The 19328-nt window shown below is 65.3% G+C and carries 21 protein-coding genes; 12 read left to right on the top strand and 9 right to left on the bottom strand.

Going from position 1 to position 19328, the window contains the following annotated elements; all coding sequences use genetic code 11:
• Position 1: 1 nt before the first annotated feature.
• The 7 genes from ACP4XC_RS12395 to ACP4XC_RS12365 all read left to right on the top strand — a co-directional run bounded on the left by ACP4XC_RS12395 (position 2) and on the right by ACP4XC_RS12365 (position 7903).
• Complete coding sequence (locus ACP4XC_RS12395; RefSeq protein ID WP_427170017.1) at positions 2 to 1081, top strand: PEP/pyruvate-binding domain-containing protein; 1080 nt, start codon at positions 2 to 4, stop codon at positions 1079 to 1081.
• Between the two features lie 66 nt (positions 1082 to 1147).
• Positions 1148 to 3046: a PEP-utilizing enzyme gene (locus ACP4XC_RS12390; protein ID WP_427170015.1), complete on the top strand. Its 1899-nt coding sequence runs from the start codon at positions 1148 to 1150 to the stop codon at positions 3044 to 3046.
• Entirely contained in the window at positions 3039 to 3827 is a 789-nt protein-coding gene (locus tag ACP4XC_RS12385; protein WP_427170012.1) for an SDR family NAD(P)-dependent oxidoreductase, read from the top strand. The genes ACP4XC_RS12390 and ACP4XC_RS12385 overlap by 8 nt, the downstream gene beginning before the upstream one ends.
• 49 nt (positions 3828 to 3876) lie before the next feature.
• Positions 3877 to 4197 (top strand): 2Fe-2S iron-sulfur cluster-binding protein, encoded by a 321-nt coding sequence (locus ACP4XC_RS12380; RefSeq protein ID WP_427170009.1) that lies wholly within the window; start codon positions 3877 to 3879, stop codon positions 4195 to 4197.
• 2 nt (positions 4198 to 4199) lie between these two features.
• A complete protein-coding gene (locus tag ACP4XC_RS12375; RefSeq protein WP_427170006.1) occupies positions 4200 to 5543 on the top strand; it encodes an NAD(P)/FAD-dependent oxidoreductase in 1344 nt (447 codons plus the stop codon).
• Positions 5544 to 5585: 42 nt separating this feature from the next.
• On the top strand, positions 5586 to 6386 hold the full coding sequence (locus ACP4XC_RS12370; RefSeq protein WP_427170004.1) for an HD domain-containing protein: 801 nt from the start codon (positions 5586 to 5588) through the stop codon (positions 6384 to 6386).
• Complete coding sequence (locus ACP4XC_RS12365; RefSeq protein WP_427170002.1) at positions 6383 to 7903, top strand: aldehyde dehydrogenase family protein; 1521 nt, start codon at positions 6383 to 6385, stop codon at positions 7901 to 7903. The genes ACP4XC_RS12370 and ACP4XC_RS12365 overlap by 4 nt, the downstream gene beginning before the upstream one ends.
• 143 nt (positions 7904 to 8046) lie before the next feature.
• On the opposite strand, the gene ACP4XC_RS12360 is transcribed toward ACP4XC_RS12365, so the two are convergent.
• The 6 genes from ACP4XC_RS12360 to ACP4XC_RS12335 form a co-directional block, all read right to left on the bottom strand.
• The gene (locus tag ACP4XC_RS12360) at positions 8047 to 8340 is read right to left on the bottom strand and encodes a winged helix-turn-helix domain-containing protein (RefSeq protein ID WP_427170000.1); all 294 of its coding nucleotides are present in this window, start codon (positions 8338 to 8340) and stop codon (positions 8047 to 8049) included.
• Positions 8341 to 8411: 71 nt separating this feature from the next.
• On the bottom strand, positions 8412 to 9713 hold the full coding sequence (locus ACP4XC_RS12355; protein ID WP_427169998.1) for a dicarboxylate/amino acid:cation symporter: 1302 nt from the start codon (positions 9711 to 9713) through the stop codon (positions 8412 to 8414).
• 169 nt (positions 9714 to 9882) lie between these two features.
• Positions 9883 to 11298 carry an aspartate ammonia-lyase gene (locus tag ACP4XC_RS12350; protein ID WP_427169995.1) on the bottom strand — a complete coding sequence of 472 codons (1416 nt, stop codon included), beginning with the start codon at positions 11296 to 11298 and terminating at the stop codon, positions 9883 to 9885.
• A gap of 174 nt (positions 11299 to 11472) precedes the next feature.
• A complete protein-coding gene (locus ACP4XC_RS12345) occupies positions 11473 to 12201 on the bottom strand; it encodes a FadR/GntR family transcriptional regulator (protein ID WP_427169993.1) in 729 nt (242 codons plus the stop codon).
• Positions 12202 to 12270: 69 nt separating this feature from the next.
• Positions 12271 to 12693 carry an alternative ribosome rescue aminoacyl-tRNA hydrolase ArfB gene (gene arfB, locus ACP4XC_RS12340; RefSeq protein ID WP_427169991.1) on the bottom strand — a complete coding sequence of 141 codons (423 nt, stop codon included), beginning with the start codon at positions 12691 to 12693 and terminating at the stop codon, positions 12271 to 12273.
• Between the two features lie 407 nt (positions 12694 to 13100).
• Positions 13101 to 13679, bottom strand: coding sequence for a DinB family protein (locus ACP4XC_RS12335; protein ID WP_427169989.1), 579 nt, complete (start codon positions 13677 to 13679; stop codon positions 13101 to 13103).
• A gap of 212 nt (positions 13680 to 13891) precedes the next feature.
• On the opposite strand from ACP4XC_RS12335, the gene ACP4XC_RS12330 reads away from it, so the two are divergent.
• The 3 genes from ACP4XC_RS12330 (at position 13892) to ACP4XC_RS12320 (ending at position 15538) form a co-directional block, all read left to right on the top strand.
• Entirely contained in the window at positions 13892 to 14194 is a 303-nt protein-coding gene (locus tag ACP4XC_RS12330) for a DUF4193 domain-containing protein (RefSeq protein WP_427169986.1), read from the top strand.
• Between the two features lie 94 nt (positions 14195 to 14288).
• Positions 14289 to 15041: a lytic transglycosylase domain-containing protein gene (locus tag ACP4XC_RS12325; protein ID WP_427169984.1), complete on the top strand. Its 753-nt coding sequence runs from the start codon at positions 14289 to 14291 to the stop codon at positions 15039 to 15041.
• A 212-nt stretch (positions 15042 to 15253) separates the two neighbouring features.
• Positions 15254 to 15538 carry a DUF1540 domain-containing protein gene (locus ACP4XC_RS12320; RefSeq protein ID WP_427169981.1) on the top strand — a complete coding sequence of 95 codons (285 nt, stop codon included), beginning with the start codon at positions 15254 to 15256 and terminating at the stop codon, positions 15536 to 15538.
• A gap of 147 nt (positions 15539 to 15685) precedes the next feature.
• On the opposite strand, the gene ACP4XC_RS12315 is transcribed toward ACP4XC_RS12320, so the two are convergent.
• Positions 15686 to 15940, bottom strand: coding sequence for a hypothetical protein (locus ACP4XC_RS12315; RefSeq protein WP_427169980.1), 255 nt, complete (start codon positions 15938 to 15940; stop codon positions 15686 to 15688).
• Between the two features lie 14 nt (positions 15941 to 15954).
• On the opposite strand from ACP4XC_RS12315, the gene ACP4XC_RS12310 reads away from it, so the two are divergent.
• Positions 15955 to 16095, top strand: coding sequence for a hypothetical protein (locus ACP4XC_RS12310; protein ID WP_427169978.1), 141 nt, complete (start codon positions 15955 to 15957; stop codon positions 16093 to 16095).
• Positions 16096 to 16228: 133 nt separating this feature from the next.
• Positions 16229 to 16504 (top strand): hypothetical protein, encoded by a 276-nt coding sequence (locus tag ACP4XC_RS12305; RefSeq protein WP_427169976.1) that lies wholly within the window; start codon positions 16229 to 16231, stop codon positions 16502 to 16504.
• A 92-nt stretch (positions 16505 to 16596) separates the two neighbouring features.
• Here the strand turns inward: ACP4XC_RS12305 and ACP4XC_RS12300 are convergent, their stop codons facing one another.
• Positions 16597 to 17373: a FadR/GntR family transcriptional regulator gene (locus tag ACP4XC_RS12300; RefSeq protein ID WP_427169974.1), complete on the bottom strand. Its 777-nt coding sequence runs from the start codon at positions 17371 to 17373 to the stop codon at positions 16597 to 16599.
• 76 nt (positions 17374 to 17449) lie between these two features.
• Positions 17450 to 19192 carry an L-lactate permease gene (locus ACP4XC_RS12295; protein ID WP_427169972.1) on the bottom strand — a complete coding sequence of 581 codons (1743 nt, stop codon included), beginning with the start codon at positions 19190 to 19192 and terminating at the stop codon, positions 17450 to 17452.
• Positions 19193 to 19328: the final 136 nt, after the last annotated feature.

Here is a 19328-nt window from a genome sequence, read left to right as displayed (position 1 = left end):
TATGCAAAGCAACGAATACATCCAATTCTTCGACGGCGGCCTCGAACCGATGCTCGAAAACCTGGGCGGCAAGGGCGCTTCCCTGGTCACCATGACCTCCGCCGGCATGCCCGTCCCGCCCGGTTTTGTGGTGACCACCGCACAGTTCGACGCCTTTATGGAGGAAGCCGGGATCACCCGGCACATCCACCAGCTCCTCGCCGGTCTGGATCCCGAGGACACAGGCCAGGTGGACAAGGTCTCCGCCGCCATCCGCGAGGACATCTGCTCCCGTCCGGTGCCCCAGGCCCTCCGCGAGCTCACCATCTCCGCCTACGAGTCCCTGATGTCCCGCTTCGAGGCACCGGTTCCGGTGGCCGTCCGCTCCAGCGCCACCGCCGAGGACCTCCCGGACGCCTCCTTCGCCGGCCAGCAGGACACCTATCTCTGGCTCGACGGCGTCAAGGCCGTCACCGAGCACATCCGGCAGTGCTGGGCCTCGCTCTTCACATCCCGCGCCATCATCTACCGGCTCAAAAACAACATCCCCAACGAGGGCCTCTCCATGGCGGTCGTGGTGCAGAAGATGGTTAACGCACGCGTCTCCGGCGTGGCCATCACCATGGACCCCACTAACGGCGACCGCTCCAAGATCACCATCGACTCCTCCTATGGGGTGGGTGAGATGGTGGTCTCCGGCCAGGTCACCCCGGACAACATCATGCTGGACAAGGTCACCTTGACCGTCGTCTCCGAACACCTCGGCGACAAGCACGCCGAACTTGTCCCGGACGCTGTGGCCGGCCGCCTGGTGGAACGGGAGGTCGACGCCGAACGCCGCGGCCGCCGCAGCCTCACTGACGCCGAACTCGCCGCCGTCGCCCAGATGGCCAAACGCGCGGAAAAGCACTACAAGTGCCCGCAGGACATCGAATGGGCCCTCGACACGGACCTGCCCGACGGTGGGAACCTGCTCCTGCTGCAGTCCCGCCCGGAAACAGTGCACTCCTCCAAGGCATCCACGCACACCGCTCCGCAGCCGGTGGTCTCCGGCGGCTACTTCACCGGATTCAGTGCCGGCACCCTCAAGCCGTCCGCCTAGCACCCGATTTTGCCGTAATTCCCCTCCCATCAGGCTCAACGCCGAGCCCGTATTGAAAGGACCGCCATGTCCCTGAAGTCCTTCCCCAAACCCTCCGAGCTTGCGGTCCCCGCCGGCGCCGAGGGGTGGGAAAAGATCTACCCGTACTATCTGGTCTTCCAGGACAAGCTCAAGGACCAGGAAGACGCCAAGTTCTGGTTCTGCGACAGCCAGCACTGGCCCACCGTGTTCAAGCCCTTCGAGACCATCGGCGGCGAATTCGCCGTCAAGTGCCTGGGCCAGTACAACGCCCGGCACCTGATGATCCCCAACGCCAACGGCATTGAATTCCGGGTGCACCTTGGATACCTCTACATGTCGCCGATCCCGGTGCCGGAGGACCAGATCGCCGCGCGCGTGCCCCTGTTCGAACAGCGCGTGGGACACTACTTCCAGAACTGGGACCAGCTCCTCAAGCAGTGGCACGTCAAGGTCAAGGGCACGATTGACGAGATGGAAACCATCTCCTTTCCCAGGCTCCCGGACATGGTCCCGATGGAGGATATCCTCTGCGGCAAGGGCAAGGACGGTTCCGAGAAGCTGCTGGAGAGCTACGACCGGCTGATCCAGCTGGCGTACCAGAACTGGCAGTACCACTTCGAGTTCCTCAACCTCGGCTACATCGCGTACCTGGACTTCTTCAACTTCTGCAAGCAGGTCTTCCCCAACATCCCGGACCAGTCCATCGCCACCATGGTGCAGGGCGTGGACATGGAACTCTTCCGCCCGGATGACGAGCTCAAGCAGCTCGCCAAACTCGCCGTTGAACTGGGGTTGCAGTCCCAATTCGGGAACCCCGACGACGTCGACGCCACCCTGGCTGCCATCGCCACTGCCCCCGGCGGGGACCGCTGGACGGCCCAGTACGAGGCCGCCAAGGACCCCTGGTTCAACTTCACCGTTGGCAACGGCTTCTACGGCCACGACAAGTACTGGAACGAACACCAGGAAATCCCGCTCGGCTACATCGCGGACTACATCCGCAGGGTGGACGAGGGCCAGGAAATTATGCGCCCGGTCGAGGCCCTGATCGTCGAACGTGACCGCATCATCGAGGAGTATCGGGAACTGCTGGAAGGCGAAAACCAGGGCCTCTTCGACGCCAAGCGCGGACTCGCAGCGACCGCGTACCCGTACGTGGAGAACCACAACTTCTATATCGAGCACTGGACCATGGGCGTCTTCTGGCGCAAAATCCGCGAACTCAGCCGCATGATGCAGGCCGAGGGCTTCTGGACCGAGCCGGACGACCTGCTCTACCTGGGCCGCAACGAGGTCCGCGACGCACTCTTCGACCTGGTCACCGGCTGGGGCGTTGGCGCCAAGCCGATCGGCCCGGACTACTGGCCCGAGGAGATTGAACGCCGCCGCGGGATCGTGGACGCCCTCAAGACCGCCCGGCCGGCCCCGGCCCTGAACACCCCGCCGGAAATAATCACCGAACCCTTCACCCGGATGCTCTGGGGCATCACCACGGAACAGGTCCAGCAGTGGCTGGGGGCCGGCGAAGCGGTGGAAGGCGGCGGCCTGCGCGGCATGGCGGCCTCGCCCGGCGTCGTCGAAGGCCTCGCCCGCGTGGTCACCGATGCGGACCAGCTCTCCGAAGTGCAGCAGGGCGAGATCCTTGTCGCCACCGTCACGGCGCCGTCCTGGGGCCCGATCTTCGGCAAGATCAAAGCGACGGTCACGGATATCGGCGGCATGATGAGCCACGCGGCCATCGTCTGCCGGGAATACGGCCTCCCGGCTGTGACCGGCACCGGCTCGGCGTCCACCACGATCAAGACAGGGCAGAGACTGCGCGTGGACGGCACCAGGGGCACGGTCCAGATCCTCGACGCGCTGGTTCCCGATGCCGGGGATCCTGAGCTTCTGGTGGCAGGACCCGGAGCCCACGCCCACGGCCACAGCCACAGCCATGTCTGATCCGAATGCGCCTGCTGCGGAAAGCGGGCGTCCAGGGCAGCCTTCCCGCACCGTCCTGATCACCGGTGCCGCCGGCGGCCTGGGCCGGGCGTTCGCGCTCGGCTTCGGCCGCCGCGGCTACCGCGTGGCGGTGGCGGACGTGAACCTGGACGGTGCGGAGGAAACGGCGAAACTGGTCCTCGACACCGGGGCCGACGCGGCCGCCTTCCATGCGGACGTCACCAGCGTCGAGTCCACCGAGGCCCTCGCGAAAAGCTGCGCGGACTTCGGAAACGGGAACATCGACGTCGTGCTTAACAACGCGGCGGTGTACGCGGGGGTGACCCGCAGCCCGTTCGAGGACATCGATCCGGCCGAATGGGACCTGGTGATGAACGTGAACCTCAAGGGCCCCTGGCTGGTCACCCGCGCCGCGAGCCCGTACCTGCCCGAGGGCGGCCGCGTCATCAACCTCTCCAGCGCCACGATTTTCAGCGGCTCGGAGCAGTGGCTGCACTATGTGGCCTCAAAGGGCGGGGTGGTGGCCCTGACCCGGGTCATGGCCAAGGAGCTGGGCCGGCGGGGGATCACGGTCAACGCGATCGCCCCTGGGTTCACCCTGACCGAGGCAAGCTACGGGCTGATGGAGAACGCCGAGAACTACGGTGTGGACCGCGGCGCGATCAGGCGGGCCAGCCAGCCGGAGGACATTGTGGGAGCGGCGCTCTTCCTGGCCGGCCCGGACAGTTCCTACTACACCGGCCAAACCATGGTGGTCGACGGCGGACGCCAGTTTATCTGACCGCTCCACTTCCCGCTCAACTTTCCGACTTCAACCCCAAGGAGAACCAATGCCAACGGTTCATTTCACCGACGCCGAGGGCGGCGTCCACGACGTCCAGGGCAATCCCGGCGACTCCGTCATGGAAACCGCGGTGCGCAACGGCGTCCCCGGCATCGTGGCCGAATGCGGCGGTTCGCTGTCCTGCGCCACCTGCCACGTCTTTGTCCGCGAGGACTGCCTCTCGCGGCTCCCGCCGATGGAGGACATGGAGGACGAGATGCTTTACGGCACCGCCGTGGACCGCGAGGACAACTCGCGGCTGTCCTGCCAGCTCCGGCTCACGGACGAGCTTGAACTGTTCGTCACCACCCCGGAAACCCAGGTGTAGCGATGGGCACCCGTACCGCCGCCACTGAGCATGTCCTCACGGAGCAGACCGCCACCGGCGGCGCAGCGCAGCCAGACGGCACCACCCGGACCGGCCTGCTGATCATCGGCGCGAGCCAGTCGGGCGTCCAGCTCGCCGTCTCGCTCCGCGCGCTCGGTTTCGACGAACACATCACCCTGCTCGGCGACGAAGACCACCGCCCCTACCAGCGCCCGGCGCTGTCCAAGGAGTTCCTGCAGGGCACGGTGGAGAGCGAATCCCTGATCTTCCGCTCCAACGAGTACTGGGCCGAGCACAACGTGGAGCTGGTCAAGGGCGAGTACATCGTCAAGATCGACAAGGAGGCCGACGGCTCCGGGGTGGCATACTCCTCCTCCGGCAAGCAGTTCCCCTTCAAGCGGCTGGCCCTCACCGTCGGCGCCCGTGCCCGGAAACTGGAGATCGAGGGCGGTGACCTCGACGGCGTGCTCTACCTGCGAAACGCCGACGACGCCCTGGCACTCAAGGCCAGGGTGGGGGACGCGCAGGACGTCGTCGTGATCGGCGGCGGCTTCATCGGCCTCGAGGCCGCCTCCAGCCTGCAGAAGATGGGCAAGAACGTCACCGTGCTGGAATTCGGCCCGCGCCTGGTCGGACGCGCCGTCGGCGAGGAAACCGCCGAGTACTTCCTGCAGGCGCACCGGGCCCGGGGCCTGGACATCCGGCTCAACACGAGCGCCAAACGCTTCACTGCTGCCGGCACGGCGGATAATCGGACCGCCGTCGCCGGCGTCGAACTCCAGGATGGCACCGTGCTGCCCGCGCAGATCGTGCTGGTGGGCATCGGGGTCATCCCCAACACCCAGCTGGCCGAACAGCTCGGCCTGGCCGTGGACAACGGGATCGTCGTGGACCGCTTCGCGCTGGCCTCGGACGGCACCACGGTGGCAATCGGCGACTGCGCCAACATGCCCAACCCCGTGCCCGGCTCGGCGCCGGGGGAGCGGATCCGGCTGGAAAGCGTCAACAACGCGATTGAACACGCCAAGGTGGCCGCCTACTCGCTCGCCGGCCGGCGTGAGGAATACGCCGGCATCCCGTGGTTCTGGTCCAACCAGGCCGACCTCAAACTGCAGATCGCCGGGCTGTGCAACGGCTACGACCAGACCGTGCTGCGGCGCGATGAGGAACGCGGCAAATTCAGCGTCCTCTACTACCGCCAGGGCCAGGTCATCGCCGCGGACTGCGTCAACGCCCCGCTGGACTTCATGGCCGTGAAAAATGCCCTCGCCAGAGGCCAGAACATCCCCGCCGATGCCGCCGCGGACCCGGCCACACCCCTCAAGACGATCACCACGGACAGCTAACTGCACTCAGGCAGTAAGTCGGTCCCACCCGAAGGAGCATTTATGACCACCCCCCAGACCCCGGTTGCCGACGCCGGCGGCGGTGCCGTCCGGACAGCTGCAGTCGCCGAAAACGCTGTCTCCGAAAACCCGGCGGCCGTCAATCAAGCGGCTGTTGATTCCGCGGCTGCGGACTTTGCCGCCGAGTACCCGGTCCGGCCCGTTCCGGCGCCGGGCCCAGTGGACACCGCACCGATCGTCACCACCCCGGCCGCCCTCCAGGAACTCGACGAGCTCTGGCGGGCCGTGGTGCATGAGACCCGCACCCGCGGCAACGACATCCACCTGCCGATCTCGCTGGCCTTCGCCGAGCGGCTCTGCCGCGCCTACCCCGACGCCGACGCCGAACTGGTCAGGGTGGCCACCGTGCTGCACGACACCGGCTGGGCCCACGTGGACGAATCCCGGATCATCTCCGAGGGCTTCGCTGGGGACTGGCGCAAAGCCGCCATCCGCTACGAACACGAGAAGCAGGGATGCGACGTGGCCCGCCGGGTGCTGCCGGGCCTGGGCTACTCACCCGAATTCACCGAGCGCGTCTGTGAAATCATTGACGGCCACGACACCCGCCCGGTGGCCCAGTCGCTGGAGGACGCGTTGATGCGCGACGCCGACCGGCTGTGGCGCTTCGACCCGGCAGGGATTGCCTTGGCGTCCTCTTGGTTCAAGATGGACCCGGCCACCTACACCGACCGGCTGGCCGCCGAAATCATCCCCGAGCTCATCACGCAGGCCGCCCACGACATGGCGACGGCGGACCTGGACCGCTCCACCGCGCTGCTCAAGACGGCGGTCCTCCGGTGACGGCCGCCACGCACGACGCTCCCGCCGTGGCCGCCCGTGCCGCGCTCCACCTGCCCTACACGCATGTGGACGACATGTTCATCGACGGCACCTGGACCCCGGCGCGAGGCACCGGCCGCATCCCGGTTACGGACCCCGCGACGGGTGAAGTCTGGGGCTCCGTCCCGGACGGCAGCCAGGAAGACGTGGACGCCGCCGTCGGCTCCGCCCGCAGGGCATTCGACGGCGGCGCGTGGCCGCGTCTGGCGCCGTCCGAACGCGCCGCGTACCTGCTGCGCATCGCTGAGGAAGTGGAAAAGCGCGCCCGGGAACTCTCGCTGACGAACACCCGCGAGAACGGCTCGCCGCTGTCCGAGTCCGCCGGGGCCGCCGCCAACGCGGCGGGCATCTTCCGGTACTTCGCGACCCTTGCCGATTATCTTGAGCGCGAGGACGTGCGGGCCTTCCCCCAGGGCGGCGGCGAATCCGTGATCCGGCGCGACCCAATCGGGGTCTGCGCGCTGATCGCGCCCTGGAACTTCCCCATCAACCTCGTGGTCATCAAGCTCGCCCCCGCACTGCTGGCCGGCTGCACCGTGGTGATCAAACCGGCGTCGCCCACCCCGCTGTCGCTCCGGGTGGTCATCGACGCCGTGGCCGCCGCCGGAGTGCCGGTCGGCGTCGTCAACCTGGTCACCGGTTCCGGCCGGCTGGGCGACGCGCTGGTGAGGCATCCGGGTGTGGATAAGGTCGCGTTCACGGGTTCGACGCCGGTGGGCCGGAAAATCGCGGCGGCCTGCGGCGAACTGCTGCGCCCCGTCACCCTGGAACTGGGCGGAAAGTCCAGCGCGATCGTGCTGCCGGACGCGGACCTGGACGCGATGGCCAAGGTGCTGATCCGCTCCTCGATGCGCAACACCGGGCAAACCTGCTACATCTCGACCCGGATCCTGGCTCCTGCCAGCCGCTATCAGGAAGTGGTGGACATGGTCACCAGGACCATCGCCGCCGGCAAACAGGGCGACCCGCTGGACCCGGACACGGTCTTCGGGCCCTGTGCCACGGAATCCCAGTACCGGACAGTGCTGGAATACGTGGAGTCGGGGCTGGCCGAAGGGGCCCGTGCCACCACCGGCGGTCGCGCGGCGGCACTGGGCGGCGGGCTCGAGGGCGGGTACTTCGTGGAACCCACCGTGTTCGCCGACGTCACCCCGGACATGCGGATCTCCCGCGAGGAGATCTTCGGCCCGGTTGTCTGCGTCCTGAAGTACAACGACGCCGAGGGCAGTGTTGATGAGGCAGTGTCGCTGGCGAACGACACGGAGTTCGGCTTAGGCGGGCTCGTGTTCGGCGCCGATCCGGACGCGGCGCTGGCCGTGGCGGACCGGATGGATACCGGCTCGGTGGGCATCAACTTCTTCGCCTCCAATCACGCCGCACCCTTCGGCGGCCGGCATGACTCGGGCCTGGGCACCGAGTATGGCGTCGAGGGCCTCAACGCCTACCTGAGCTACAAGTCGATCCACCGCCGTGCGTAGTGGCGGCGCGGTGTCCTCACGTTCTCTGCTGGACGGGCGGCCGGGGGCGCATTAGTTCTGGCCCTAACACCACAGCGGACGACGGCGGCCCGCGGCAAACCGCACTCCCGCCGTCGTCCTGCACCTGGCTGTCCGCCGTTCAACTAGGAAACCGACTCGGCTCTTCCAGGGGAGAGGGCGTAAAAAGGCGTGAATCGGCTTCTCGCCCCGGGGGCGATGTCGGAACGAACGATTGAAGCGGTCTCCAGCGCGGCCAGGTGGTATCTGACCGAGTCGCGTGAGGAGGCGATGCCGTTGCTGATGTCTGCTACTTTGCTTGCACCATTGCTTGCCAGGTATTTGATGATTTGTGTTCTCACGGGCGTGCGTCGGGGTGTTTCCGTCCGTTCAATTGTTTGTACGTCCGTCGGGCTGTGAAGCTCAATGTCGGCGGTCATTGTTCGTGGCCTTTCATCCGGTGTCGGTGTGGATTCGCTGCTTGAAGGTCGGTTGGCCGGGCTGGGCCCGGTTAGTGCATCGAAACGCGCTCGGGCTCTGTGCTGAAGTGAGTGTCTTGGGCGCCTTGAGAGGTTCCGGCACCTGATGCTTCGGGGCAGACGGAGGACTTGTCGTGGTTTCGTCCAATAACAGCGGTGGCGATGGCGTTGCCCAGGATGTTGGTCGCGGTGCGTCCCATGTCGAGGATCTGGTCGACCACCAGCAGGACCGCTATGCCGGCCGCGGGTATCCCGAAACCGGGGACGACGGCGGCGACGACCACCAGTGAACCGCGCGGTACGCCGGCCATACCCTTACTGCTGAGCAGGAGCATGGCCGTCATCGCGATTTGCTGGCCGAGGCCCATGTCGATGCCATAGGCATTGATGAGGAAGACCGACGCAAACGTCATGTACATCATGGAACCGTCGACGTTGAAGGAATATCCCAGGGGCAGCACGAAGCCGGTGGTGCGCTTTTCGATGCCGAACTTAGTGAGGCCTTCAATGAGTTTAGGCAGCGCAGCTTCGCTGCTGGAGGTGGCGAATGCGATGACCATGGGTTCGCGCACTATCCGCACCAGGCGGAATGCTGCCCGTCCGAGGAACGCGACGGCGACCGCGATCATGATGACCCACAGCGCCGACAGGGAGACGTAGAAGCCTCCGATGAACGATGCGTAGGTCGCGAACGCATTCAGGCCCTGGGAAGTGAAGGCTGAGGCGATGCCCGCGAAAACGCCCAGGGGCGCTGCCAGCATCACGTAGCCGGTGACCTTGAGCATGACGTGCATCAGTTCATCGATGGCGTTGGCTATGGAGGAATGGCCCTTCTTCCGAAGACTCAGCAGGGCCACGCCGAAGAGCGCGCCGAACACGAGGATCTGTAGGGGGTTGTTGGTCGTGAGGGCCGAGAACACGCTGGTCGGGATGATGTTGGTGACGAACGCCTGGTAATCCAGTGGCTTCGTCTCCATGCCGGCGCCGCCGGTGGGTACGAGGTGCAGTCCGTCGCCGACATTGAGCAGATGCGCCGTGAGGAATCCGAAAACGCCTACCAGGACGGAGGCGGAAAGGAACCAGAGCATCGAGCGGCCGAACAGTTTCCCCACGCCGGCCGATTTCGCGGCTCCCGCGATGCCGCTGACGAGGGTGGCGAAGATCAGCGGGGCGATGATCATTTTGATCAGGTTCAGGAACATATGCGTTGCGGTGTCCAAGACCGCCACGAGCGATGCGCGGCTGTCCTGGGGGAGAAGCCAGTGGAATATCAGCCCGCTGATGATTCCGAACAGGAGCGCTGCCAGAATCCACATCGTGGATTTATTTTTCACGGTTGTTCCTTCGGTAGGTGGGTGTCGGGGGCCTGACGGACTTCAAGCCCCTGGGGCGGCGGGGTTCTCGGCATTGAGTTCCACTTCGCCGGCAGGTCTGTATCTGCGGTTGGGCGCGACCGTATGGCCCTGACCGCTGGTGGGACGGGAATGGTGGGGTGCGCGGGCCTTACTTGCTCAGGTTGGCCAGGCGTTGGGGGCTGAGGAGGTCTTCGAGTTGCTCGGCGGTGAGCAGGCGGTGTTCGAGGACGAGTTCGGCGACGCCCTTGCCGGTGGCGAGGGCTTCCTGGGCGATGGCGGTTGCGGTGGCGTAGCCAAGGTGCGGGTTCAGTGCGGTGACCAGGCCGATGGATTGTTCCACGGTGAGGCGGAGGTGTTCGGTGTTGGCGGTGATGCCCCGGATGCAGCGTGCGGTGAGGGTGCGGCAGGCGGCTTCGAGGTGGGAGATGCTCTTGTGGAGGCTGTGGACGATGATGGGTTCGAAGGCGTTGAGCTGGAGTTGTCCGGCTTCGGCGGCCATGGTGATGGTGACGTCGTTGCCGATGACTTCGTAGGCGACCTGGCTGACCACTTCGGGGATGACGGGGTTGATCTTCCCGGGCATGATGGAGGAGCCGGACTGCACGGCGGGGAGGTTGATTTCGCCGAAGCCGGCGCGGGGGCCGGAGGAGAGCAGGCGCAGGTCGTTGCAGATCTTGGACAGTTTCACGGCGACGCGTTTGAGGACTCCGGAGAGGTGCACGAACGCGCCGACGTCCTGGGTGGCCTCGATCAGGTCCGCGGCGGTGACCAGCGGCAGGCCGGTGATCTGGGCCAGGTGGCGGCAGGCGGCCTTGGCGTATCCGGCCGGGGCGTTCAGGCCGGTGCCGATCGCGGTGGCGCCGAGGTTGATTTCGTGGATGAGCAGGTCCGCTTCGGCCAGGCGGAGCCGGTCCTCGCCGATGGTGACGGCGTAGGTGCCGAATTCCTGGCCCAAGGTCATGGGCACGGCGTCCTGGAGCTGGGTGCGGCCCATCTTGACCACGGTGCGGAATTCCACGGCCTTGGCCGCGAAGGCTTCTTCGAGTTCGGTGAGTGCCTGGAGCAGTTCCCGGGCGGCGAAGATGGTGCCCAGTTTCACGGCGGTGGGGTAGACGTCGTTGGTGGACTGGCTGAGGTTGACGTGGTCGTTCGGGTGCAGCCGGGTGTACTCGCCCTTGGGGTGGCCCAGGATTTCCAGGGCGCGGTTGGCGATGACCTCGTTGGCGTTCATGTTCGAGGAGGTTCCGGCGCCGCCCTGGATGACGTCCACGACGAAGTGTTCGCTGAGTTTGCCGTTCATGACGTCGGTGCAGGCGTCCTCGATGGCGCGGGCCCGTTCGGGGTCCAGGAGTCCGAGTTCGTGGTTGGTGCGCGCCGCGGCCTGTTTCACGGCGGCCAGGCCGCGGACCAGGTGCATGTTCGAGGAGAGCGGCTGGCCGGTGATGGGGAAGTTTTCCACCGCGCGCAGGGTGTGGACGCCCCAGTAGGCGTCGGCGGGGACATCGCGGTCCCCAAGGAGGTCGTGTTCGGAGCGGAACGCTGCGGGCTGGTCGGGGGCGGTCATGGGGGTCCTCACGGGGCTTCGTTGACGGGCGTGGACAGGAAAAAATTGGAGCGGGTGCAGGCCTGCGTGACGCCACAGGCAGCACGGTGGGCGCGGTTGTCCCACAGCAAAGGGGCCGCGCGGGCATTGCGGCGATCGAAACAGGGGGCGCTGGACGAAATTCGGGGTTAGGAACTAGCGCGTATGGCTGGCCCTGGAATTTCCACTTCCAGGGACGATGGTGCCCAGGGCGCATTCAACCCCGTGCAAATGCATTCTCATGGCCCGGGAGGCTTCCTCGGCTGATCCATTCTCGATGGCGGCGAAAATGCGGGCGTGCTCCTGACCCGATTCCTTACGCCGGTCAGCCACGAGGTTGAGGGTGTTTGACTGGTTAGCCATGGCGTCGCAGATATCTGACAGGAAAGATTCGAAGACGCCGTTGCCGCTGCACCGGGCGATCGTCACGTGGAACTCAGTATTCAAAAGAACCCACTGCTGGAGATCGTCCTCCTCGGACATTTCCCGAAGGATTTCCCGGAGAGCCTCCAGGTCTTCGCTGCTCCGGCGTTGGGCAGCGAGGCCCGCGGCCGGCACTTCCACGTGGGGGCGGGCCTCAACGAGCGCGCTGGCTGAATATTTGCCGAGCTTGAGGTCCTGGGCCACCTTGTCGGCAATGACGAAGGTGCCCTTACCCGTGTGGGTGGCCGTGAGTCCCAACGCGGTGCATGAACGCAGTGCCTCCCTGACCATCGTGCGGCTCACACCGTACTGTTTGGCAAGCGATGCCTCCGAGTCGAGGCGGGTGCCGACCGGGATCCTACCGCCTTCGATAGCGCTGCGGAGGGATGCGAAAACGGCTTCCGCCGCGCCGACGCGTACCACTCGGTCTTGTGCAGCTGTCCAGCTGTCCAACAGGTCCATAGGAAGACTATGGCATTTGTCACACGGCCCGTCAAGGCGCTCCCTAATAAGTCGCACCGGGGGACGGCGCTACTCGGCGGACGGCCGCCGTCGTTGCCGTTTGGTCGCTGACCGCTGTTCTTTCGCGGCGAGGCGCCGGCGGTTCGAGCCGCGGGTGGGTTTGGTCGCCCGGCGGCGGGCAGCTTCGGGAGCAAGTCCTTGTGCCACCAGGTCGGAGAGCTTCGCCAGGGCAATCTGGCGGTTGCGCAGCTGAGAGCGCCGCTCGGAGGCTGTCACGGTGATCACCCCGGCGACGAGACGTGGGCCCAGACGCGTGAGCAGCATCAATCGCTGGTCATCCGATAACGCCGCCGAGTCGACGACGTTCCAGGAGAGTTCCACGCGGCTGTCCGAGGTGTTGACGTGTTGACCGCCTGGCCCGGACGAACGCGAGAACCGCCAGCCGAGTTCCGACGCGGGAATCGTAAGCGCGGGCGACACCTCCAGATCCATGCACCTAGCGTTACACGATATGGGCGCGATCAAGTCCAATTCCCAGCTCAGCCCAAGCAGGACGACCCTTGGGCTGAGCTGTGGGACCCAAGGCTCAGGAGACCGGAGGGCCGGCCTGCGGGCCGCGAAGTGGCAGAACCACTGCCCTGACGCAACCGAATAGGCGCGTGCCCCTGATGGGAGTGCCGTCGGCTGGAATACTGGGGAAATGACTCTCGCTGAACTGGAACTGCCTTGTGGCCCAGGGTCGCGGCGCACCGGTTCTATGAGCGGCTTGGCTTCGAAGCCTCGCACGTGGGCTTCAAACTGTCCCTTTGAGGTCAGGATCGGTCCAAATCAGCGGTAATGATGATGTTTGTTCCGCGGAGATCGGCGGTGTGGCAGCTGACCAGGATCTGAAACAGGTCCTATCTTTCTGCGTCCCGCGCGGCGGCCTCCAGCTGAGAGCGATAGGCGGCCCATCCCTCACGCGTGCGGCCTGAAACGTTGGGATCCAGCGGGCCGTTTCCTATTGCGCCGTCGATCAGCTCGCGGAGAATATCAGCGTGTCCCGCATGGCGCGCCGTCTCGACGCACATATGAACCAGGACCTGGTGGAGGTTTACGTGACGGCGTTCGGGCGTCCACCAGGGAACTTCCCCCTCTGAATCGAGAGCGAGTGATTCAATGGTCGCGTCGCTGTGCCGGGCGGAGAATTCATGGAAGTCGATGATGCCGGCACGGCTCTCATTTTCGGTTGCCCACATGTCGGCGTCCGGCGCCGAATCCTCCGCCAGCCACGGTACGTCCTGGTCGCTGGGTCTCCCGAAGACCTCGCCGAAGTACCCCAGCTGCACGCTGGCCACGTGCTTGACCAGGCCCAGCAGGTTGGTGCCTGTGGGGGTCATGGGACGACGAATATCGTACTCTCCCAGGCCGTCGAGCTTCGCGAGGAGGTCTGACCGTGTGATCCGAAGGTATCCGAGCAACTCAGCTTTTTGATCCATGTGGCTCACTATGCCCCAAACCGGCCCGGTGGTGCCGCTGCAGTGGTGATGCGGAACATCGTCCTCCGGCATGGATTGCCCGGCGGATCCCCGGCTGCCGTTCGCCACTTATGACCATTTTCATCCCCCGCCATTTCTCCTGAGAGGGAATACCGGCGGAATGGTGTATGGTGTCCCGTCAGCTAAGAACGTTAGAGAAGAGAATCACCAAAGTGGCAACCGATTACGACGAAGTCCGTTCCGATGTCAAAGAATCACAGGACCGCTCCCTCGAGGCGCTGCAGTCCGCGAACGCACCGGACGCCCGCAGCGTGGTCCGGGAGCTTGACGAGACCGATGCGCTGGATGAGGCCATGACCCCGGGCGGGGAATTCGTGGCCGAGGAACTTATCGTTCAGGTTATTCCCCAAGGGCAGGACGAATTCACCTGCTATTCCTGTTTCCTGGTCCGTCACCGGTCCCAGCTCGCGCGGGAAAAGAAGGGCCACGCTTACTGCGTTGAATGTGAAGGGTAGTGCGGTGCTGCGGACCGAGGCCGCGGCACCGAGAAATTCTCTGTACCCGTCGGGACCAGCCGATGATGGCCTCAACGGCCGGATTGGCTAATCCATGCTCCGCCTCAGGCGCCTGGCGACGCTCATCGTGTTCGCATTCTGCATCATCACGGGCTTCTCATTCTGGGCGGTCCGGGTGTCCGGCACTGTAACGGTCGGGGACCAGTCCGCGCCGCCCCAATCAGGAGCCAAGCTCTCGACGCTGTCCACCATCACCACTGCGGTGGACATCAGTGACAGCACGATTGACGCCCAGTGGCTCACCCGAACAGCCGCGCAGACCGGCATTCCGGCGCGTGCGCTTCGGGCCTATGCCGTTGCCGCCGACGTGGCCAATGCTTCCGCTCCGGCGTGCCATATCGGCTGGAATACCGTCGCGGCCATCGGCTTCGTCGAGTCCGTACACGGAACTCTCGGCGGCGGAAATCTGATGGCCTCGGGTCGGTCGAGCCAGCCGATAACCGGCCCCAGCCTCAACGGCGTTGGGTTTGCCGCAATTCCTGACACAGATGAGGGCGTCCTGGATGGCGACCCCGAGTGGGATCACGCCGTCGGACCAATGCAGTTCATTCCCGCCACCTGGCGGGAAGTTGGGCGGGACGGGAATGGTGACGGTGTAGCCGACCCCCTGAACATCGATGATGCCGCACTAAGCGCTGCCTCGTACCTGTGCGCCGGTGGCCGTGACCTCGCCACGGCCCAGGGCTGGACCGACGCCATACTCTCTTACAACCGGTCTGAGTCCTACGTGGGCCGGGTGCGCGGCCAGAGCAAGGCATACGCCGCACAGTCCAGTTCTGCCGGCTAACTCCATCTGCAACCTGCCCGGCCCGTGCCGGCATCGCAGCCGACAGACGGGCCGCCTCCGGGGTCCCCGCACAGCAATGATCAGCCCGCCCGGAGGCGCTTGTGGGACTGAATTAGGTCACAGAATTGGGTCTTTTTCATTGCCCGGGACTGGCCTACCGTGGGCACAAGAAGCCGCCCGACCGGGGCAGCCGAGACACGGAGGACCTTCTCATGACAACGCACGTCGCAGACTGCACCGTTACCAACTGTTCCTTCAATGACCACTCCGCCTGCAACGCCGCTGCCATCACGGTCGGCGGCGCCGAAGACCATGCCGCCTGCGCCACCTTCATTGACACTGGCAGCCATGGCGGCCTGCCCAAGGTCCTCGCCGACGTGGGGGCCTGCCAGCGCTCGGAATGCGCCCATAACGACCACCTGATGTGCCGGGCCCCCGAAGTACACGTCGGTCCCGGTGCCGACAACGCAGACTGCCTCACGTACGCACACAGATAGCCCCCAGATCTTCGCGGCCAAGGAGAGCCGGCATGATGTGGGAGATCGCGTGGTGCCGGGGTGCACGATTATCCTGGCGGTGGACCCTGCGATCATTTGGTCCTTGCGGCCCACGCAGGTAGCCAGCGGATTGGCCGTGGGTAGAGCCTAGCGTCGCAGCGCCGCCAGGGCTTCGGACAATGGCATGCGCAATGCGGGACCATGCCCGGGAAGTACCACTGAGCCTTTGATGCCGTCCAGACGGCGAGTGGCCGCCGATGCCTTGGCGGGGTCTGTGTGGTACATCGGATGGAGCATCCATCGGACGACTCGGGGGCGCCAGGCCCACATCATGACCTGCCCGAAGGTGACCTGATGCTTTTCCTTCCCTTGGACATGGTCCAGTTCTTCCGGTGCGCACACGATCGGAGTTCCGTATGTTCCGGAGAGATGAGAATGTCGGCACGGTTGTGGCACCGATCATCGACCCGATCCTTGTCACGGACGCGCACGCGGACGCGGACGCGGACGCCACATCGGTGGGACTGGAAGGACGGCGACAGCAGCCCCAACGATAACGCGGCTGGGGCTGATGGGCGGCTGCTCTCCCGGCGTGACATCGGACTCCTTGGCTTCTTAAGCGGAATATCCGCGGCACCAGCAACCTTGTTCTAAGTGGGCGTCGACAACCGGCTGCCGCGAAAGGACCCCTTGCCTACTGCTTTTATCCCGTTCACCGTACGCGCCACTGTCCGCGAAGACCACAAGCGCTCCTTTCGCATGGACATAGAACGCCTCACCTCCAGCCATCGGGCCTGGGCTCCGCTGGACGTGGTCAAGTCGACCAACACGCAAGCTCTGCTGCGCGGAGCGGTCGCTCATGGCGTTCACACCGCCACTGACGCGAGCCTGGCCCGCTACCTCCAGGGCCGTTTCGTTTGCGACAATGACATTCACCTGGATCTCACTGTCAGCATCGAGCGATAACAGGCGCCCACTCAAGCCCCGGTCCATTCTGGTCCGGGGCTTTTCCGTGCGATTGCCGCCCGGGGGACGAAGAAATGCGACTACAACATTTCCTAACGGGATGATCCCGCCGGGGATATCCCTGGCAGGCCATCCCTCGCGGCGTGCACCTCGGACGCATGCCGGTAGAACCATTCGATGTGTTCGCGCAACCGGTTGGCGGCGAGCTCTCCGTCGTGCGCCTGGAAGGCCTCAAAGATGCCGTGGTGCTGGGTCCGCAACACGGACACGACCTCTGGCCAGGACGTCATGGCTTCGACGGCCTCCGAGACATAGCCGACGATGGAGCCACTCAAGGATTCCATGATCGTGGCCACCACCGTGTTCCCGGCGAGCGAGCTCAGGGCAACGTGGAACCGGGCGTCCAGCTCGTGGAAGGCCGCGCGCTCCAGTCGGGGGTCGTCCATCGCGTGCAGCAACTGGGCCGCCTGCTCCAGCTCGTCGTCTCCTCCTGGGCGCCCCGCTCCCGTCAGGGCCGTCCAGGTTTCGAGCAGGATCCGGGTCTGGACAATGTCCGCGACCGGCAGCCGGCTGCTGGCCACGTGCAGGCGCAGCGCCGACGACAGTCCCGCGGAGGGTTCGGAAATGACAATCGCACCCGAGGTGGGACCGGATCCCACCGAACTGCGCAGCACCCCCATGGCGTCAAGGATCCGAATGGCCTCCCGCACTGACGCCCTAGAGATACCGTAGGTCTCTGCCAGGGCGCGTTCCCCTGGAAGCCGGTCCCCGACTTTGATCTTGCCTGAGCGAAGATCCGCCTCGATGTCCTGCAGCAGCGCGTCATGAGTGCGACGGCGTGGTGTTGCTCCTGCTGCAGCGGTTGTCACGGGTGTTCTTCCTTCGGGGCGGGGGAGTGCGGGCCGGGACGCAGCCCGATACTCCTTGGTGCGGGAGGTCCGGAGGCTAAGGCAGCATCCAGCCCAGCATGGGAGTGGATTGCAGGTACACCAAGGTGCAAAGCACCAGCAGCAAGGCCACGCTCCACCCGACTACCTTACGCAAGAGAACCGATTCCTGCCCGTCAAGGTTGACGGCGGTGGCTGCGATTGCGAGGTTTTGTGGGCTGATGAGCTTGCCGACGACGCCGCCCGCCGTATTGCCTGCAACCAGCAGGTTGGGGTCGATGCCGGCCTTCAGTCCAGCCGTCTGCTGCAGCTTGGCAAAGAGGGCGTTCGCCGACGTATCTGAGCCAGTCACGGCTGTGCCGAGCCAGCCGAGCACCGGGGAGAGGAACGCGAAGAAGGTGCCGGTGCCGGCCAGCCACGTACCGATCGATACCGTCTGTCCCGAGTTGTTCATGACATAGGCAAGGGACAGCACCGTGATAATGGTCAGTCCCGCCCGGCGCATCTTGAAGATGGTGCGACCGATCTCGACGACGGCGTCACCCACAGTGATGGGGAAGCGGCCGCCGTCGTCGTACTTGGAGTAAACACACGCAACGATCAGGCCCGTGATCAGCAGTAGGGTGCCGGGGCTGGAGAGCCACTGGAAAACATAAACCGTGGAGGAAACCGGCTTGCCATCCGCCGCGACCAGGGCATCATGGAGGATGGGCCACGGGATCTTGATGTCCGTGGCGGCCAGGAGCGTCGGCACGTCAGCGCCGAGCTTCCACAGTTTGGCAATGCCGAAGACCACAATCACCAGGAAATAGGGGAAAAGTGCGAGCCACGCGCGCGACGGCGTGAGCGCACCCGCCGTTGACGGCACTGCGGTGATCACGGAACCCGCATCCCCGGTCCCGGAATCCACGTCCGTGGAGCCGCTGCCGATTGTTGCCGTGGAAGCCAGTCGCCGCGTGGTCCGTGTCTCAGCGGCTGCCTTTGGTGCCCAGACGCGCAGAAACAGGACCGCCGCGCCCAAGCCGGCCAATGAAGCCACGATGTCCGTCAGCTCGTACGAGAAGAAGTTTGAGCACAGGAACTGCGCTGTCGCGAAAGAGAAGCCGATCACGAGGGCGGCGGGCCAGCACTCCTTCAGGCCTTTGCGCCCGTCGAGGATGAAGAGCAGGATCAACGGCACGAAGGTGGCCAGTAGCGGAGCCTGGCGGCCTACCAGTGCACCGATTTCCGTGGCGTGCAGACCAGTCAGGCCCGCAGCGGTGGTGATCGGAATGGCCATGGCGCCAAAGGCGACGGGGGCCGTGTTAGCCACCAGCACCGCTGCGGCGGCGCGAAGTGGCGGCAGTCCCAGGGCCAGGAGCATGGTGGCGGTGATGGCCACGGGCGCTCCGAAGCCGGCAAGAGCCTCGAGGAGTCCACCGAAGCAGAAGGCGATTAGAACGCCCTGAAGGCGCACATCGCCGCCCCCGATGACATCAAAAACGCGGCGGAGGTCCTCGAAGCGCCCGCTGAGTACCGTCACCTGGTAGAGCCAGACCGCCATGATGACGATCCACAGCACGGGGAAGGCCCCGAAGATGCCGCCCTGGGTGGCAGAGAGAACTGCCAGGGCCGGCGGCATGTGGAAGGCGGCGATGCCCACGATGAGGGCCACGAGGAGCGCGAACGCCCCGGCGATGTAGGCCTTGGTCTTAACAACGGCGAGCAGGATGAAAAAGGTGAGCAGGGGCAGCAGGCCGACGATGGCCGACCAGGCCACGCTATTGAGCACCGGGTCAGTGCTGGGGGTGAAGTGGTCCACGGAGTTCCTCCACGTTGAGGGTCAACAAATTCTATGGTCTGACCACTGTGGTCGGACCATGAGAGTGTAGCGCACATCTCAGCACGGATGTGAGCGGCTTCACGTCAACAAAAACATTTGGAGGCTTCGTTAAGGG

The sequence above is a fragment of the Arthrobacter sp. 92 genome (genome assembly GCF_050260325.1).
Lineage (GTDB): Bacteria > Actinomycetota > Actinomycetes > Actinomycetales > Micrococcaceae > Arthrobacter.
Note: the sequence above shows the minus strand (reverse complement) of the source record. Positions and strands in the feature narration are given on the sequence as shown.

Bases quoted from the DNA above. Each gene is read 5' to 3' on its own strand.
- ACP4XC_RS12395 (WP_427170017.1), top strand. From the start codon at position 2: ATGCAAAGCAACGAATACATCCAATTCTTCGACGGCGGCCTCGAACCG.
- ACP4XC_RS12390 (WP_427170015.1), top strand. From the start codon at position 1,148: ATGTCCCTGAAGTCCTTCCCCAAACCCTCCGAGCTTGCGGTCCCCGCC.
- ACP4XC_RS12385 (WP_427170012.1), top strand. From the start codon at position 3,039: ATGTCTGATCCGAATGCGCCTGCTGCGGAAAGCGGGCGTCCAGGGCAG.
- ACP4XC_RS12380 (WP_427170009.1), top strand. From the start codon at position 3,877: ATGCCAACGGTTCATTTCACCGACGCCGAGGGCGGCGTCCACGACGTC.
- ACP4XC_RS12375 (WP_427170006.1), top strand. From the start codon at position 4,200: ATGGGCACCCGTACCGCCGCCACTGAGCATGTCCTCACGGAGCAGACC.
- ACP4XC_RS12370 (WP_427170004.1), top strand. From the start codon at position 5,586: ATGACCACCCCCCAGACCCCGGTTGCCGACGCCGGCGGCGGTGCCGTC.
- ACP4XC_RS12360 (WP_427170000.1), bottom strand. From the start codon at position 8,340: ATGACCGCCGACATTGAGCTTCACAGCCCGACGGACGTACAAACAATT.
- ACP4XC_RS12350 (WP_427169995.1), bottom strand. From the start codon at position 11,298: ATGACCGCCCCCGACCAGCCCGCAGCGTTCCGCTCCGAACACGACCTC.
- ACP4XC_RS12345 (WP_427169993.1), bottom strand. From the start codon at position 12,201: ATGGACCTGTTGGACAGCTGGACAGCTGCACAAGACCGAGTGGTACGC.
- arfB (WP_427169991.1), bottom strand. From the start codon at position 12,693: ATGGATCTGGAGGTGTCGCCCGCGCTTACGATTCCCGCGTCGGAACTC.
- ACP4XC_RS12335 (WP_427169989.1), bottom strand. From the start codon at position 13,679: ATGGATCAAAAAGCTGAGTTGCTCGGATACCTTCGGATCACACGGTCA.
- ACP4XC_RS12325 (WP_427169984.1), top strand. From the start codon at position 14,289: ATGCTCCGCCTCAGGCGCCTGGCGACGCTCATCGTGTTCGCATTCTGC.
- ACP4XC_RS12320 (WP_427169981.1), top strand. From the start codon at position 15,254: ATGACAACGCACGTCGCAGACTGCACCGTTACCAACTGTTCCTTCAAT.
- ACP4XC_RS12310 (WP_427169978.1), top strand. From the start codon at position 15,955: ATGTTCCGGAGAGATGAGAATGTCGGCACGGTTGTGGCACCGATCATC.